A 15918-nucleotide genomic window follows, 5' to 3' on the forward strand; every position below is an offset into this window, starting at 1 on the left:
TGATGGCATCGTTCCTAGGGACGGCCTGAGCAATTCCATCCAGTAGACACATTGGCCGAGCAGCAACGACCGCACGCTCACCGCCGCTCAGGTCCTTGAGGCCCACCAGGGCCAGCCCATGATCGAGAAGCGCTCGAGCAGGTGAAGACCGTACGAAATCGCCCCGGTCTTCCTCAAGAACGAGGGGCGCATCGAAGCGCTGTTCACGCTATACGCCATCGCGCTCTTGGTTCAGGCCCTCATCGAGCGCGAGCTGCGCCAGGCCATGGCGCGCGAGGGCGTCGAAGAACTCCCCATCTATCCCGAGCAACGCCAGTGCGCGCACCCCACCACCGAGCAGGTGCTACGGCTGTTCAGCCTCGCCGAGCGCCACCATCTGCTTCAGCACGGACACTGCGTCCAGGTCTTCGACCTCAAGCTCGCACAGTTGCAGCGCCAAGTGCTCACCCTCCTTGGCGTCCCGGCCAGCACGTTCTAGACCCGTCCTTCGCAGACAGGAAATTACGCGCAAGTGCGTCTGCCGACCTGCGGAAAGTAAGGCCCGATGTCCAGGTTCTCGCGGATGACCTGCTCGAAGAAGATGCGCCCTGCCACCGGCCGATCGAGCACCTGCGTGAGCGCGAACTCGGCTTGCAGGATCGACAGGCCGTAGCGGTAGCCGGCCATCCGATCGCGCCGATCAAACGGATGGGGCCGCCGCGCCGGCCATTTGCGCAGCAGCCGATCGATCTTCTTGTCGTCCAGCCCGTCGCAGATGCGCTGCAGCGCCTTGGGGTCGGCACATGACAGCACGCCGTTGTCCAGCGCCTCGAAGGCGATGCCGCGCTTGCGCAACTGGCACTTGGCATACTCGTTGCCATTGATGCACAGGTTGGCGTTGTAGGGGAAGTAGGAACAGAACTTCAGGAAGAACGGGCCGAAGTCGCGGTCCATGCAGTAGAAGTAGTAGTGGTTGACCATCGCCGAGCCGTCCGCCACCCACGGGTAGGTCATGCCGGTGCGCGGGCAACGACGCGCGATCGGTACGCACCACGCGAGCCTTCTCCTGCGCGCGTCCGACGTACAGCACGCCTTCGTCGGCGTCGAACTCGTGCAGGTATCGCTGCGTGAGGTCGTCCTTGCGCTGGTGCTTGGAAAAGCTCACCAGATCCACCCCGACGTCGGCCACGAACCGTTCGATGTCGACCACGAACGCCGCGGTCTTGGGTGCCACCCCGGCGGTCGAGGCAAAGCGCTGGCCCGGTGGCCACGCAAATACCACACCACGCCGCCGATGAGTTGAAGTTGCGGGACATACACGTTGAGGTACATCCGGTCGATGCACTCACTCTCGAGCACGACATGGTCGCGCAGTACTTCGCACACGCTGTGTGGTAATTTCATGTCCGGCTCCGGTCGTCCACGGGATCTTCGGACCCCATTGAGCTTCGAGCTCGTACTTCTCTGGGCATGTCCCAGGCCGGCTCGACCGGAGCCACCCTACACCACTGCGGGCAACCGCAACGCGACCACGAATATCACTCGTCGGTCCGAGGCGGAGCCTCGTCAGGGATTGGGGAAATTCCCAATCTAGCGCAAGATCAATTGTTCGTTGGCAGACAGTTGCGCACTGCGCAGCTCGTGATACTTCTCCACATCGGGAGACAAGCTTGCCAAACGTCATTTTTCCTAGATCAGTGGGCGACATCCTTGGTGCCTCAGCGCGTCGCTGGGGCGCAAAGACAGCGCTCGTCTTTGAGGATGAGACCTACAGCTTCAACGATCTCGACCGGAAATCCTCTCTGATCGCGCACCATCTCGAAGCGCTCGGCTGCAGGCGAGGGGATTGCATCTCGTTGTACGCAGCGAATTGCCCCGAATGGATCGTCGCCTACTACGCGATCATGAAAATCGGCGCGATCGCCAATCCTCTGAACCTGATGCTCACGCCGGACGAGGCGGCGTATGCGATGAATGATTGCGGAGCGCGAGCGGTTTTCGGAAGCGCCGACAAGATCGCTGGCCTGGCCGACGTGCGCAACAAGACGAAGCTTGAGCATTGCATCGCATTCGGCGGTGCAACGCCCGACGGCGCAATCGACTTCAAGACCTTGCTGATAGATCCGGAGGAGGAAAGCCTCCTCACAGGGCGATATCCAGTGGAGGGGATCGACCTCGATGATGTCTGCACAGTCGGCTATACCTCCGGAACGACAGGCCATCCAAAGGGAGCGGTGCTCGCGCACCGCTCGATTGTGATGAACGTCGCCATGACTGCGACCATGCACACGCGCACTGATCGCGATGTGATCGCCAGCGCGCTTCCGTTTTCACACGTGTACGGCAACATCGTCATGCAAACGGCGATCGCATACGGCGGCACACTCGTTCTCTACAAGACTTTCGATGCCGGGCGGGTGCTTCAGGGTATTGCGCGTCATCAATGCACGCTGTTCGAAGGTGTGCCGACGATGTACATGTATCTGCTTGACTACCCCGCTCTGAGGGAGCACGACGTTTCGTCTCTCACTCGCTGCACGGTGGGAGGGCAGACGATGCCGGAAGCACAGATGCGAGCCGCCGAGGACGCGCTCGGGTGCCCGCTGATCGAACTGTGGGGCATGACCGAATTGGGCGGCCTGGGCACGACCCATACCCTCTACGGTCCGCGCAAGCTCGGCTCCATCGGTATTGCGTTACCGCATTTGGAGGCGCGCATTTTTTCCCTCGAAGGTGTCCTGCGGGCGCTGCCGCCGGGCGAAGTCGGTGAGCTGCAGATCCGCGGGCCCGTGACCATGCGCGAGTACCTCGGCCGCCCGGAGGCGACCGCCGAAACCCTGATGGACGGTGGCTGGCTGCGCACCGGCGACTTGGCGCGCATCGACGACGAAGGTTTCATCTTCGTTGTCGACCGCCTCAAGGACATGATCATCACCGGCGGCTTCAACATCTATCCCGCCGAACTGGAGCGGGTGATCGCGGAGCACGCCGACGTCGCCATGGTTGCGGTGACTGCCATTCCCGATGCGATCAAGGGCGAACTTGCCAAGGCCTACATCGTGCCGAAGCAGGGCCGTACGCCCGACGTCGCTGATATCGAGCACCATTGCCGCGAGCGGCTCGCCGCATACAAGGTGCCGCGCGCTTGGCAGGTCGTAGCCGATCTTCCAAAGACGAGCAGTGGCAAGGTGCTGAGGCGTTTGCTCAAGACGCTTGGCTGAGTTCACCGAGTCACAGAAGCAGATATTGCCTATGCAGTCTCGGCGATGTCAACATGCGTGATCCGAGTGCACCGCGCACCAGAAACACGGCTGATACAGCAAGAGTTGAGCAAGGAAGAAAAATGAAGCGCATCGATGTTCACAGGCTGGCCGATGAGGCCAGGTTCAATGGCTTTCACACCCGCGTCCTGTTCTGGGGGCTGCTGATCCTGATCTTCGATGGTTACGACCTCGCGGTGGTCGGTGCCGCGCTGCCGTCAATCATGAAGGACATGGGCGTCAGTGCCGGAAGCGCGGGTTTCATGGCGAGTTCCGCGCTGTTCGGAATGATGTTCGGCGCCATTGTTTTCGGCACGCTCGCGGACAAGATTGGTCGAATCCTGACGGTCTCGATCTGTGTCGCGCTGTTCAGCGCTTTCACTGCGCTCGCCGGCCTGACCCGTGATCCCATCAGTTTCAGCGTCATGCGTTTCTTGGCCGGTCTGGGTATCGGCGGCGTCCTTCCGGTCGTGACCGCGCAGATGGCGGAGTTCTCGCCGCTCAAGATCCGTGCGCGCTTGGTGGTTCTGGTGTTCATGGGCTATTCCCTCGGGGGTATCCTGGTTGCGCTGACGGGCAAGCAACTGATTGGCGCATATGGCTGGCAGTCGGTGTTCTTCGCCGCAGGCCTGCCATTGCTGCTGATCCCTTTCATCCTGAAGACGATGCCGGAATCGATGCCGTTTCTCATCAAGAAGAAGCGCGACGAGGAGCTGCGTCAGATCGTCCGCAGGCTCGCGCCGGATCAAGCGCTGCGCGGCGACGAGCAGTTTCTGGTGCCGGCGGAGGACAAGGCCACCGAGGCCCCAATCAAGCGATTGTTTCAGGATGGCCGGGCCTTCAGCACCGTGATGATCTGGATCGCATTCCTGACGGGGTTGTTCATGGTGTACGCGCTGAGTTCGTGGCTAACCAAGCTGATGGCGATGGCGGGCTACAGCCTGGGTTCCGCACTTACCTTCACGCTGCTGTACAACGTTGGCGCCATCGTCGGCTCGGTGCTTGGTGCATGGCTTGGCGACAAGTTCAACATCAAGTACGTTCTGGTCGTCTTCTACGCGCTCGGCGCCGTTTCGCTGACCTTGATGGGCTTCACGAAGTCAACCGAATTGCTCTATGTGGTCATCTTCGTCGTCGGTGCGTCCACGCTGGGAACGCAGGTCCTTGCTTACGCCTACGCAGGCGAGTTCTACCCGGCCGCCGTGCGATCCACCGGTGTGGGCTTTGCCGGCGGCGTTGGGCGCCTCGGCGCCATCCTCGGACCGATCCTGATCGGCGGCCTGGTTGCGTTGCAACTGCCGCTCGAACAGAACTTCATGGCCATCGCAGTGGCGGGCCTGATCGGCGCTGTCGCTGTCATGATGATCAACCACAAGCTCTCTGCATCGACCCATCACCTCGACGCGATGTCCGAAACGGCATCTGCGAAAGCCGATACGGCGGCTCCCGCCTGACTCCCTCCGTAGTGAACCACGGCCAGGGCACCCGACCGCACCGGCCGCAGCAAGCAATCCTCGGCCCTCTGCAACGAGGTGCGGGTGCCCCTTTGCCTACCCATTGGAGAGACTGATGCACCATGTTCCGGGCCTGAACTTCGACCTCAGCGAATTGTGGCTGCGCGGCATGACCGTCAGCGAGGACTACGGCGATTCAAGTCTCGGGTATAGCGCGCGGCCACGCTGTGCGAGATCAGTGCCGGCACGAACGAGATCCGTCAGCATTCTGAACATGCGCGAGCACTTCCGCAAGCCGATGTGAAACCGTGATGTGCAGCCTCGACGGCCTGTTTTCGAACAACCGCGCCTGGGTGAACCAGCGCGTTGAAGCGGACCCCGAGTTCTTCACCCGGCTCGCGCGCCAGCAGTCGCCGAAGTACCTCTGGATCGGCTGCGCGGACAGCCGCGTGCCGGCCAACGAAATTCTTGGCCTCGATCCCGGGGAGGTGTTCGTCCACCGAAACATCGCCAACCTGGTGGTGCATTCGGACCTGAACTGCCTGTCGGTGCTGCAATACGCGGTCGAGGCGCTGAAGGTCGAGCACGTCATGGTTGTCGGCCATTACGGTTGCGGCGGCGTGCAGGCGGTGGCCGAGCGTCGCTCGGTGGGCCTGTCCGACAACTGGCTGCGCCACATCGAAGACATCGCGCACAAGCATGAGGCGCGGCTGGCCGTGAACGACGACGAGGCGCGCGGGCGCCGGCTCGTCGAGCTGAACGTCGTCGAGCAAGTGGCCAACGTGTGCCGCACCACCATCCTGCGGCGCGCCTGGTACCGCGGCCATCGCGTCGAGGTGCACGGCCTGGTCTACGGGCTGGCCGACGGGCTGCTGCGCCGCGTAGGCGTGAGCGTCAGCGGCGGGCAGCCGTGGGACGAACGCTACCGCGCGGCGCTGCAAGCGCTGAACTGAACCACAAGAGTCAAGGAGCGAGACATGCCGGTTCTGAAGACCCAAGTCAATCCGCGCGCAGCCGAGTTCCGGGCCAATGCGGACGCGATACGCACGCTGGTCGAGGACCTGCGCGCCAAGGCCTCCGCGGTCGAACTCGGCGGCGGCGCCGTCGCGCGAGACAGGCACGTGGCGCGCGGCAAGCTGCTGCCGCGCGATCGGGTGGCGCAGCTGCTCGACCCCGCCGCGCCGTTCCTCGAGATCGGCCAGCTCGCGGCCCACGACATGTACGGCGGCGACGCGCCCAGTGCCGGCGTGATCGCCGGCATCGGTCGCATCCAGGGTGTCGACTGCGTCGTGATCGCCAACGACGCCACCGTCAAGGGCGGCACCTACTACCCGATGACGGTGAAGAAGCACCTGCGCGCGCAGGAGATCGCGCAGCAGAACCACCTGCCGTGCGTCTACCTGGTCGATTCCGGCGGCGCTTTCCTGCCGAAGCAGGACGAGGTGTTTCCGGACCGCGAGCATTTCGGCCGCATCTTCTACAACCAGGCGCAGATGAGCGCGCTCGGTATCCCCCAGGTGGCGGTCGTCATGGGCTCGTGCACGGCCGGCGGCGCCTACGTGCCGGCGATGAGCGACGAGACGGTCATCGTCAAGAACCAGGGCACGATCTTCCTCGGCGGCCCGCCGCTGGTGAAGGCGGCCACCGGCGAGGTGGTCAGTGTCGAAGACCTGGGCGGCGGCGACGTGCACACCCGCATCTCAGGCGTGGCCGACCACCTGGCCGAGAACGACGCGCACGCGCTCTTCATCGCGCGCGGCATCGTCGCCACCTTCAATCGCACGAAGCCCGCCACGGTGACGCTGGAAGCCAGCGAGGAGCCGCTGTACGACCCCGAGGAGATCTACGGCGTGATCCCGCAGGACACGCGCAAGCCCTACGACGTGCGCGAGATCATTGCGCGCGTTGTCGACGGCTCGTGCTTCGACGAGTTCAAGGCGCGCTACGGCGCGACGCTGGTCACCGGCTTCGCGCGGCTGTACGGCATGCCGGTGGGCATCATCGCCAACAACGGCATCCTGTTCGGCGAGTCGGCGCAGAAGGGCGCGCACTTCATCGAGCTGTGTTCCCAGCGGGGCGTGCCGCTGGTGTTCCTGCAGAACATCACCGGCTTCATGGTCGGGCGCAAGTACGAGAACGAAGGCATCGCCAAGCACGGCGCGAAGATGGTGACCGCGGTGGCCACAACCCAGGTGCCGAAAATCACGATGCTGATCGGCGGCAGCTTCGGGGCGGGCAACTACGGCATGTGCGGTCGCGCCTACAGTCCCCGCTTCCTCTGGATGTGGCCGAACGCCCGCATCAGTGTGATGGGCGGCGAGCAGGCCGCCGGGGTGCTCGCGACGGTCAAGCGCGAAGGCATCGAGGCCAAGGGCGGCGCGTGGAGCGCGCAGGAAGAGGAGGCCTTCAAGGCACCGATCCGGGCCCAGTACGAGACACAGGGCCATCCGTACTACGCCACGGCGCGGCTGTGGGACGACGGTGTGCTCGACCCCGCCCAGACGCGCCGCGTTCTCGGCCTGTCGCTGTCGGCGACGCTGAATGCGCCCATTCTGCCGACGAAGTTCGGCATCTTCCGCATGTGAGGCAGCGATGAAGTTCGCGACTCTGAAGATCGAGTGCCGCGGCGCCGCGACCTGGGTGTGGATGAACCGGCCCGCGCTTCACAACGCCTTTGACGAGACCTTGATCGCCGAGCTGACCACAGCGTTCACTGAGCTTGACGCCGACCCAGCGGTGCGTGCCATCGTGCTGGCCGGCGAGGGCAAGAGCTTCTCCGCCGGCGCGGACCTCAACTGGATGAAGCGCCAGGGGAACGCGCCGCTGGCAGTGAATCTGTCGGACGCGCGCAAACTCGCCACCCTGTTCCGCACGATCTCGATGTGCGCAACGCCGACCATCGCGCGTGTGCACGGAGCGGCGCTGGGCGGCGGCATGGGGCTGGCCTCGGCGTGCGACATCTGTGTCGCGTCGACCCAGGCGCAGTTCGCGACCTCGGAAGTGCGCCTCGGGCTCATCCCTGCTGCCATCGGCCCGTACGTCGTACGCGCCATCGGCGAGCGGCAGGCCTATCGCTACTTCCAGACGGCCGAGCGCATCGGTGCGCAGCGCGCCTGTGAGATCGGGCTGGCGCACGAGGTGGCGGAGCCCGACGCTTTGGACGCCAAGGTGCAGGAAGTGCTCGGCGCTCTGTTCGCCGGCGGTCCGCTGGCCCAGGCGGCGGCGACCGACCTCATTCGCGCGGTGGCGCATTGGCCGGTCGACGACGCTGTGGTCGAGGACACCGCGCGCCGCATCGCGACATTGCGCGCCACGCCGGAAGCCAGGGCCGGCCTGGGCGCGTTCCTCGAGAAACGCCCAGCCGAATGGGTGCCCGCGAAGGGTTGAAGGAGACAACCATGTTCAAGAAGATCCTGATCGCCAATCGAGGCGAAATCGCCTGCCGCGTGATCAAGACGGCACGCAGCATGGGCATCGTCACGGTGGCGGTGTACTCGGAGGCCGATGCCAACGCGCGCCATGTGCGACTGGCCGACGAAGCGGTGCTGATCGGCCCACCCGCCGCCAGCGAGTCGTACCTGGTGGCCGATCGCATCCTTCAGGTCGCAAAAGACACCGGCGCGGAAGCCATCCATCCGGGCTATGGTTTCCTGTCGGAGAACGATGAGTTCGCCGAGGCCTGCGAGCGGGCCGGCATCGTCTTCATCGGTCCGCCGGCCTCGGCCATCCGTGCGATGGGCCTGAAATCGGCGTCGAAGGCATTGATGGAGAAGGCCAAGGTCCCACTGACACCCGGCTACCACGGAGATAACCAGGATCCGGCGTTTCTGGCCACCCAGGCTCAAGCCATCGGCTATCCGGTGCTCATCAAGGCGAGTGCCGGCGGCGGGGGCAAGGGCATGCGACGAGTCGACACCGCGGCCGACTTCGAAGCCGCGCTCACCTCGTGCAAGCGTGAGGCGCGCAATGCGTTCGGTGACGACGATGTGCTGGTCGAGAAGTACATCGTAAAGCCTCGCCATATCGAGTTCCAGGTCTTCGGCGATACGCACGGCAACTGCGTCTACTTGTTCGAGCGCGACTGCTCGGTGCAGCGGCGCCACCAGAAGGTGCTGGAGGAGGCGCCCGCGCCGGGCATGACGCCGGAGCGCCGCGCCGCGATGGGCAAGGCCGCCGTCGACGCGGCCAAGGCGGTGGGCTACGTCGGGGCAGGAACGGTCGAGTTCATCGCCATGCAGGACGGTGGCTTCTACTTCATGGAGATGAACACGCGGCTACAGGTCGAGCACCCGGTCACGGAGATGATCACCGGGCTTGATCTCGTGGAATGGCAGCTTCGCGTGGCCACTGGCGAGCCGTTGCCACTGACGCAGGAGCAGCTCGAGATCGACGGGCATGCGATCGAGGCGCGCATCTACGCCGAGGATCCCGACCGCGGCTTCCTGCCGTCCACCGGCCGGCTGGTGCATCTGGCACCGCCGGCCGAGAGCGACCACGTGCGCGTGGACACCGGCGTCGAACAGGGCGACGAGATCACGCCGCACTACGACCCGATGATCGCCAAGCTGATCGTCTGGGGCGCCGACCGTCGGCAGGCGCTCGCGCGGATGCGGCAGGCGCTCGCGCAGTACCGCGTGGTGGGCGTATCGAACAACGTCGACTTCCTGACTCGCCTGGTGACGGTGCCGTCGTTCGCCAATGCCGATCTCGACACCGGGCTGATCGAGCGTGAGCAGGCCCTGCTGTTCCCGCCGGCCGGGGAGGTGCGTGCCGACGTGTGGTTGCTAGCGGCACTGGCCCAACTGCTGCGCGAGCAACGCCTGGCCCAAAAGAAGGCCGCTCGGTCGGCCGACCCGCACTCGCCGTGGCGGGCGCTCGACGGCTGGCGCCTCAACGGGCATGCCGAACGTCGGCTGGTCTTCCGCCTCGGCGAGTCAGTGCGAGAAGTCGGCGTCGAGGTGCTGCCCGACGGGTACCGGCTCCAGATCAGCCCAAAGTCGGTCTTCGCGCGCGGCACGCTCGGCGCGGACAGCGAGCTGCACGCGCAGCTGGGCGAACGCCGGCTGCGCGCTGCGGTCGTCACGAGTGGCGAGCGGCGCCACATGTTCTTCGAGGGCCGCTCGCGGCCGCTGTCCCTGGTCGACACGCTGCATGCGGGCGGGGAGGGCGAGGAGGGGAGGTGGGCTGCGTGCGCCGATGCCGGGCAAGGTTGTCGCGCTCGCGGTCCAGCCGGGCGCGACGGTCGAAGGGCGCGCCGCTGCTGGTGCTCGAGGCGATGAAGATGGAGCACACGATCCACGCCCCGCGCAAGGGCGTGGTCAAGGCGTTCCGCTTTGCGCCCGGGGACCAGGTCTCCGACGGCGCAGAGCTGCTGGACTTCGAAGGATCCGAATGATGGAACGCGTGCGCATCGTCGAAGTAGGTCCGCGCGACGGCTTGCAGAATGAGAAGCAGGTCGTTCCGGCCGCGACCAAGCTTGCGCTGATCGAGCGCTTGGCGGTGGCCGGACTGCGGGACATCGAGGTCACGTCGTTCGTGTCGCCGAAATGGGTACCGCAGATGGCGGACCAGGCGGAGGTGATGCGAGGGCTGCGGCGCCACCCCGGCGTCAACTATCCCGTGCTGACGCCGAACTTGAAGGGCTTCGAGGCGGCGCTTGCGGAAGGTGCTACCGAGGTCGCTGTGTTCGCCTCGGCGTCGGAGAGTTTCTCGCAGAAGAACATCAACTGCTCGATCGCCGAATCGATCGACCGCTTCGTGCCGGTGTTCGAGGCGGCGAGCCGGGCCAGCGTGAAGGTGCGAGGCTATGTGTCGTGCGTGGTGGCCTGCCCGTACGAGGGCCCGACCGCGCCCGCGAAGGTGGCCGACGTGGCCCTGCGCCTGCGCGAACTGGGCTGCTACGAAGTGTCGTTGGGCGACACCATCGGCGCCGGCACGCCGGGCTCCGTGCTGCGGATGCTGGAGGCGGTGGCTGCCCGCGTGTCAGTCGAGCACCTAGCCGGCCACTATCACGACACCTACGGCATGGCCGTCGCCAACGTTCACGCTTCGTACCGGTTCGGGTTGCGGGCGTTCGACAGCTCGGTGGCCGGGCTGGGCGGCTGCCCGTATGCCAAGGGCGCCACCGGGAACGTGGCCACCGAGGATCTTATCTACCTGTTGCATGGCATCGGGGCCGAGACAGGAGTTGACCTCGAAGCCCTGGTCGACTGTGGCGCGTGGATCAGTTCGGCAATCGGCCGCCCATCCCAATCCAGGGTGGCGCGGGCGCTGCTCGCCAGGCGGGCGGCAGCCGAGGAGAAACAATCATGCTGAAAGGCCAGTCCGCCATCGTCACCGGATCGACCAGCGGCATCGGGCTCGGCATCGGGCTCGGCATCGGGCTCGGCATAGAGTGCCAGCATGACCCCAACCTTGAATGTCGAGCCGATGCCCCTGTGATAGGAAGAGCGCGCCCTTCACCGCAACCTATGGGTTCTCGGGTAACCAAGGCGCCGCTACCGGTCGTTGCCAGCGAAGCGCTTATGACTACGGGTTTGTCCCGGTCAGGATTGGCTCGATTCAATCTTGCATTAAGTCAGTCGCCTTAGTACATTTAAGGCAGGCGACTTAAAGAGACGCACGGAAGCGCTGGAAGCGACCTGCAGGCTGGCAAGAGTTCAACACGGATCCTTCAGCGCATCTGGCTTCGATTCATGCCCCTCACTTGAAGTAGGCCAGCGTTCGAAACGCTCACTCGGTTGGCCTGTGGCACCACTTTCGGTGGCCGTTCGTTTCGTAGCACGTCTGTCCGTTTGCGGACGATGTTCATCCCAGTCCTTGGGTCACGTGCTCAAGGCTTCCGGCCGGCGCCGCGAGGCACGGCGTCTAGCAAGTTCATGAAAGAGGAGAGATAGCAATGAAATACGACATTCGCCTGCTCACCAAGGCGGCCGACGTCCTTCTGCCGAAACTAACGAATCCACGCCACAAAGCCATCATCTCGAACTATCGCCGCCATGCGCTGCTGGAGGTATGTGGTTTCTACGAAGAAATTCTTGCTCCCGACATGACGGTAGAGGAGCCTGACTATTGGCTCTACCAAGGTGGAACCATCCACTACAAAGGCATGGAAAAGGTCCGTGCGCTGTACAAGTCGCTGGTGGACACAAACACCTGCGTCATGATGCTGGAAGATGAGCATTTGATGGTTGACGACTGGGGATTCACTTCCGAATCCACATTCCACACCTTCATGCCTGCGTGGATCGCTGCGTCTCGAGGGGCGGAAGTCGACGACCTGGGTGCGACCTATATTGCGACGGCGAGGTACGGAATGCACTGGCCGTACGACGCTCAGGCTCGAATGATCGGTGAGCACGTCTACATGGGAGGAACCACCTTCCGGAAGTGTCCTCCAGCCGAGGTGATGACGTTGGAGGAAGTGCGCGCGACCCTCGCTCCACTTATCGAGGATGCACGTTCTGTGATTGCCGCCTGACAGCCGAATGACGCAGTGTCATCAGTACAAATTACGACACCTCTAGCCGCCAATGGCAACAGCTAGAGAGCGATTGAAACTTCGTCCCTCGCGGTGAGATGAAATGCAAACGTTTTGACGGAAGGAGACTATCTTGGGCAAGCTAGATGGAAAGGTCGCACTGATCACGGGGGGCAGTAGCGGTATTGGGCTCGCCTCGGCGAAGCGCTTTGTGGCCGAAGGAGCTCGCGTGATCATCGTCAGCCCCAGAAGCGGTGCGGTGGAAGCAGCTGTCGCCGAAATTGGAGAGCGCGCATTCGGATATACGGGCGACGTCGGCAGGCTGGAAGATCTCGACCGCATCTATGCCGATGTAGAACGTAGGTTCGGAAAGATTGATGTCCTGTTCGCCAATGCTGGCGTCATCAAGCTCGAACCGTTGGGTGGGGTGAGCGAGGAAAGTTACGACCGACAGTTCGACATCAATACCAAGGGTGTGTTCTTCACAGTACAGAAGGCTCTGCCGATTCTCCGGGACGGCGGATCGATACTCTTGTGTTCATCGATAGCTCATTTCACTGGCACCGCCTACTTCCACGTCTACGCCGGAACGAAAGCGGCGGTGCGGGCCTTCGCGCGAAACTGGGCTATTGAACTCAAGGATCGGAAGATCCGAGTGAACTGCCTCAGTCCTGCAGTCATCGAGACGCCACTTGCGTTCAAGATGGGGATTTCGCCGGAAGCGCTGCCAGACCTCACTGTGCAGATTCTGAGTCAAATGCCGATGGGCCGTGCGGGTCGAGTGGATGAGGCGGCGGCTGCCGCTCTCTTCCTTGTCTCCGAGGAAAGCTCATTCATCACTGGCACGGATCTTTGCGTTGATGGTGGTTTGGGTCAGATTTGACAAAGAGCGTCGCGTAAGACATTCCGATCGAGATGATCTTCTCCGACCTCAAGATCTCAGGCGAACATGGGCATCTTCCCCATTGGAACTGCCGCGTCGTCCTTGCCCAAGCGGGTCGGTCGAAACGTGCAGATTGCGTGTGAAGACGGGCGAAAGTCACGTCGACTCGAGCCTGGTCCGGCATCTCGCCGCGAACCCGGCCATTTTCTTTTCTGAAACACCAGGAGTGAACCATGACAACAGTTACACAGCCCATAGTGATCGATCCCAACGTAACCTGGGTCGCGGTAGAGCAGCGGCTCAGCGTCGAGACGGATCCAGTGGTGAGAGAAAACCTCGAACTGGTGCTCGCTCATATGAAGTACGAGGCGGCAGGTGACATCGAGAGGGTGCTCACCACCATCTGCTCTCGCCCCAAGTACCGCTTCTATGTGCCCGGATTCACGCACATCGACGGAGATACCCAAGAGCCTCTCCGTCAGTTCTATCAGAAGATGCTCATTGGCGAGGGCGCTTTGAGATTGGAGATGAGGGTCGAACGCGTCCTGGCAGACCGAAAGGCAGTCTCTACCGAGGGCGTGTACCGCCAGGCATATCTGGGCCGCGCGTTGCTCGACAAGGGGATCGAAGTGGATGATCCTGATGCGTACTACGCCGCCGAATGTCGGATGCTGCTCACGTGGCCGCGACATGAAACCGAGCCCAAACTGGTTGGGGAAGAGGCATGGGTCGACCGAGACATGTTCGAAGGAATTGCGTCACGAAAGATCACGGAGTTCGTGGAGCTGGCTGCGAGTCATAGCTGACGACAGGCGTCCGTCAACCACGGCCGCGAATGCAACGGTCGTGGTCCATTTGCCTGATATGCAGGTGCCGAACGCAAGGCTCGCCGGTGGCAAGTCGTCGCTCGATGGGCTGGAAGCGCTACCAGGTCGGGTCCAGCCCGAGGGCGCGGACGCAGATGCCAAGCCTCGCTGAGGCGGCCGCCTGCCCGGCCGAGCAGGACGGCCGGAGCGTCACGCTAGCTTGGATTCGATAGTACCTGCCGCGGCCGGCATCCATGCACGCCGCTCAAGATCCCTCCAGGGCGACCCCGTCTTCTTATGCCAAGCCTTCGACGACGAATCCTCTATAGGTCGCACCCTTGTGCCGGTGGCCGACCACCGCCTGGTAGGCATCGCCGTGGTACCAGGCCTTGGCTTGCTCGAGCGTGGGGAAGGATACGAGCACGACGCCTTCCGGTGCGTCGCCTTCGAATACCTCCATCCGACCGTAGGCCGACAGCACGGTCACCGGAAGACCTGCAAGCATGTCACCCATCTTTTCAGAGTAGATGTCGAGCTCGCGCTGATCGTGAGTTTGCTCGCGGATGAAGATCACATAGGCAGTCATAGCGTTACTCCAAGTTGGGGGCGTTCACATTGCTCAGTGCGAGATTACGATCTTCCCGAAGATATCTCGGGTGACCATGCGCTCGAATGCGCGGTTGGCGTCTTCGAATGCGTAGCGGCTGTCAATGAGCGGCGCGATCTTGTGGGCCGCGACAAAGCTGACCAAGTCTTCCAGATCTTGCCGGCTGCCCACCGCGATGGGCTGATAGCGCGCCTGACTCAGGAACATGGACATGAAGTCCACGGTGCCTTCCAGTCCGGACAGCGCGCCAATCATGGAGACTTGGCCGCCCACCGCAACGGCTTTCACCGATTGCTGGAATGTGCCCGGTCCGCCGACTTCAACGATGCGGTTTGCTCCGTTGCCGTCCGTGAGTTCACGAACGCGTTGCGACCATTCGGGTTGAGTCTTGTAGTTGATGGTCTCGTTAGCGCCCAGAGCCTTCAGTTGCTCGGCCTTCGCATCACTGGAAGTCGTGGCAAGCACCCGCGCACCCATCGCCTTCGCCAACTGCAGGGCGAACAGGGAAACGCCGCCCGTGCCTAGCGTCAGCACGGTGTCGCCCGGGCGCACACCCTTAACCGCCGACCAGGCCGTGACACCTGCGCAGGGCAAGGTGGCCGCTTCATCGAACGACAGGCTGTCGGGAATGCGCACGAGGGCCCGCGCCGCCACCACGAGATAGTCCGTCAGCCACCCGTCGACGTCGGCGGAGTACTGCGTGGACTTGCCGGTGTAGGGCCCGTCGATCCATTCTGGAAGGAAGGAATTGGTGACCCGATCGCCGACGCTCAGGCTCGTCACCTCTGGCCCGATGGCAACGACCTCGCCAGCGCCATCGGAGAGTGGAATGCGCCCTGCCGGCACGGGCATGAAGTAGTTGCCGTCCAGGATGATGACATCCCGATAGTTAAGCGACGATGCGCGAACGTGAACCAGGACTTCGCCCGGCCCCGGCGTCGGGATGGCGGCCCGACCACGGGCGAGGCCGTCGAGGCCGCCGAGTTTTTCGATACGATAGACACGGCCGTCTTTGGGTGCTGAACTCATGTTTTTTCCTTTGATGTAAACAAGTGAGTGATCGTGGCTCACAAGCCGCTGCTTGAGAATCCCGTGCCGCCTGTTCATACTGTTTAGATGGACTACACAGTTGGCTGGGCCGACGTGTGTGTTCGTGATCCTCGCGGATGCAGGGGAACGCGGCTTTGGCGCCGACGCCCGGCGCCTAGGCATCAGCCCGTCCGTCAGCCGTCAGCCGTCAGCCGTCAGCCGTCAGCCGTCAGCCGTCAGCCAGGTCGTACGCGTTTTCGAGGAGCACATTTGCAAGGCCTTGCTGGTGCCCACCACCCGCCTTCGGATTGACCGAAGCCGGCGAGCCGCTGCCGGTCCAGGTCCGACCGGCCGCCAAGCAGATCCTCCAGGGCATAGAGTCGGCCCGCAGTTGGGCAATTCGGTCACGGGCCTGCTGCG

Annotated in this window: 14 protein-coding genes and 1 pseudogene; 12 read left to right on the plus strand and 3 right to left on the minus strand. The window is 63.4% G+C overall.

The features are described from left to right. The first annotated feature begins 226 nt into the window (after window positions 1–226). Window positions 227–478, plus strand: coding sequence for a hypothetical protein (locus GXN78_RS40155; protein ID WP_106558048.1), 252 nt, complete (start codon window positions 227–229; stop codon window positions 476–478). 23 nt (window positions 479–501) lie between these two features. Here GXN78_RS40155 and GXN78_RS40985 read toward each other — a convergent pair whose 3' ends face one another. Continuing rightward, window positions 502–993: a hypothetical protein gene (locus GXN78_RS40985; protein WP_181360591.1), complete on the minus strand. Its 492-nt coding sequence runs from the start codon at window positions 991–993 to the stop codon at window positions 502–504. Between GXN78_RS40985 and GXN78_RS40990 the strand changes: the two genes are divergently transcribed. The 11 genes and pseudogenes from GXN78_RS40990 to GXN78_RS40210 all read left to right on the plus strand — a co-directional run bounded on the left by GXN78_RS40990 (window position 992) and on the right by GXN78_RS40210 (window position 13862). Continuing rightward, entirely contained in the window at window positions 992–1282 is a 291-nt protein-coding gene (locus GXN78_RS40990) for a hypothetical protein (protein ID WP_181360592.1), read from the plus strand. The genes GXN78_RS40985 and GXN78_RS40990 overlap by 2 nt on opposite strands. Window positions 1283–1649: 367 nt before the next feature. After that, on the plus strand, window positions 1650–3200 hold the full coding sequence (locus tag GXN78_RS40165) for an AMP-binding protein (RefSeq protein WP_239143098.1): 1551 nt from the start codon (window positions 1650–1652) through the stop codon (window positions 3198–3200). Window positions 3201–3322: 122 nt separating this feature from the next. Next, window positions 3323–4693: an aromatic acid/H+ symport family MFS transporter gene (locus tag GXN78_RS40170; RefSeq protein WP_106558049.1), complete on the plus strand. Its 1371-nt coding sequence runs from the start codon at window positions 3323–3325 to the stop codon at window positions 4691–4693. A 311-nt stretch (window positions 4694–5004) separates the two neighbouring features. Beyond that, complete coding sequence (can, locus tag GXN78_RS40175; protein WP_106558051.1) at window positions 5005–5646, plus strand: carbonate dehydratase; 642 nt, start codon at window positions 5005–5007, stop codon at window positions 5644–5646. 24 nt (window positions 5647–5670) lie between these two features. Then, on the plus strand, window positions 5671–7278 hold the full coding sequence (locus GXN78_RS40180; RefSeq protein WP_106558052.1) for a carboxyl transferase domain-containing protein: 1608 nt from the start codon (window positions 5671–5673) through the stop codon (window positions 7276–7278). Window positions 7279–7285: 7 nt separating this feature from the next. Then, window positions 7286–8080 (plus strand): enoyl-CoA hydratase/isomerase family protein, encoded by a 795-nt coding sequence (locus GXN78_RS40185; RefSeq protein ID WP_106558053.1) that lies wholly within the window; start codon window positions 7286–7288, stop codon window positions 8078–8080. A gap of 11 nt (window positions 8081–8091) precedes the next feature. Next, window positions 8092–10088, plus strand: a pseudogene (locus tag GXN78_RS40190) (acetyl/propionyl/methylcrotonyl-CoA carboxylase subunit alpha). After that, window positions 10085–11008 (plus strand): hydroxymethylglutaryl-CoA lyase, encoded by a 924-nt coding sequence (locus GXN78_RS40195; RefSeq protein ID WP_106558055.1) that lies wholly within the window; start codon window positions 10085–10087, stop codon window positions 11006–11008. The pseudogene GXN78_RS40190 and the gene GXN78_RS40195 overlap by 4 nt, the downstream one beginning before the upstream one ends. Before the next feature lie 583 nt (window positions 11009–11591). After that, entirely contained in the window at window positions 11592–12173 is a 582-nt protein-coding gene (locus GXN78_RS40200; protein ID WP_106558056.1) for a hypothetical protein, read from the plus strand. Window positions 12174–12306: 133 nt separating this feature from the next. Further along, window positions 12307–13056, plus strand: a complete 750-nt coding sequence (locus GXN78_RS40205) for a glucose 1-dehydrogenase (protein ID WP_106558057.1) — start codon at window positions 12307–12309, stop codon at window positions 13054–13056. A 233-nt stretch (window positions 13057–13289) separates the two neighbouring features. Beyond that, the gene (locus tag GXN78_RS40210) at window positions 13290–13862 is read left to right on the plus strand and encodes a hypothetical protein (RefSeq protein WP_106558058.1); all 573 of its coding nucleotides are present in this window, start codon (window positions 13290–13292) and stop codon (window positions 13860–13862) included. A gap of 295 nt (window positions 13863–14157) precedes the next feature. Here GXN78_RS40210 and GXN78_RS40215 read toward each other — a convergent pair whose 3' ends face one another. Together GXN78_RS40215 and GXN78_RS40220 are read right to left on the minus strand one after the other, a co-directional pair. Further along, the gene (locus tag GXN78_RS40215; RefSeq protein WP_106558059.1) at window positions 14158–14448 is read right to left on the minus strand and encodes a DUF1330 domain-containing protein; all 291 of its coding nucleotides are present in this window, start codon (window positions 14446–14448) and stop codon (window positions 14158–14160) included. Window positions 14449–14481: 33 nt separating this feature from the next. Continuing rightward, window positions 14482–15498: an NAD(P)-dependent alcohol dehydrogenase gene (locus GXN78_RS40220; protein WP_106558060.1), complete on the minus strand. Its 1017-nt coding sequence runs from the start codon at window positions 15496–15498 to the stop codon at window positions 14482–14484. Window positions 15499–15918: the final 420 nt, after the last annotated feature.

Origin of the sequence: Variovorax sp. WS11 (assembly GCF_010499245.1) — a bacterium.
GTDB lineage: Bacteria > Pseudomonadota > Gammaproteobacteria > Burkholderiales > Burkholderiaceae_C > Variovorax.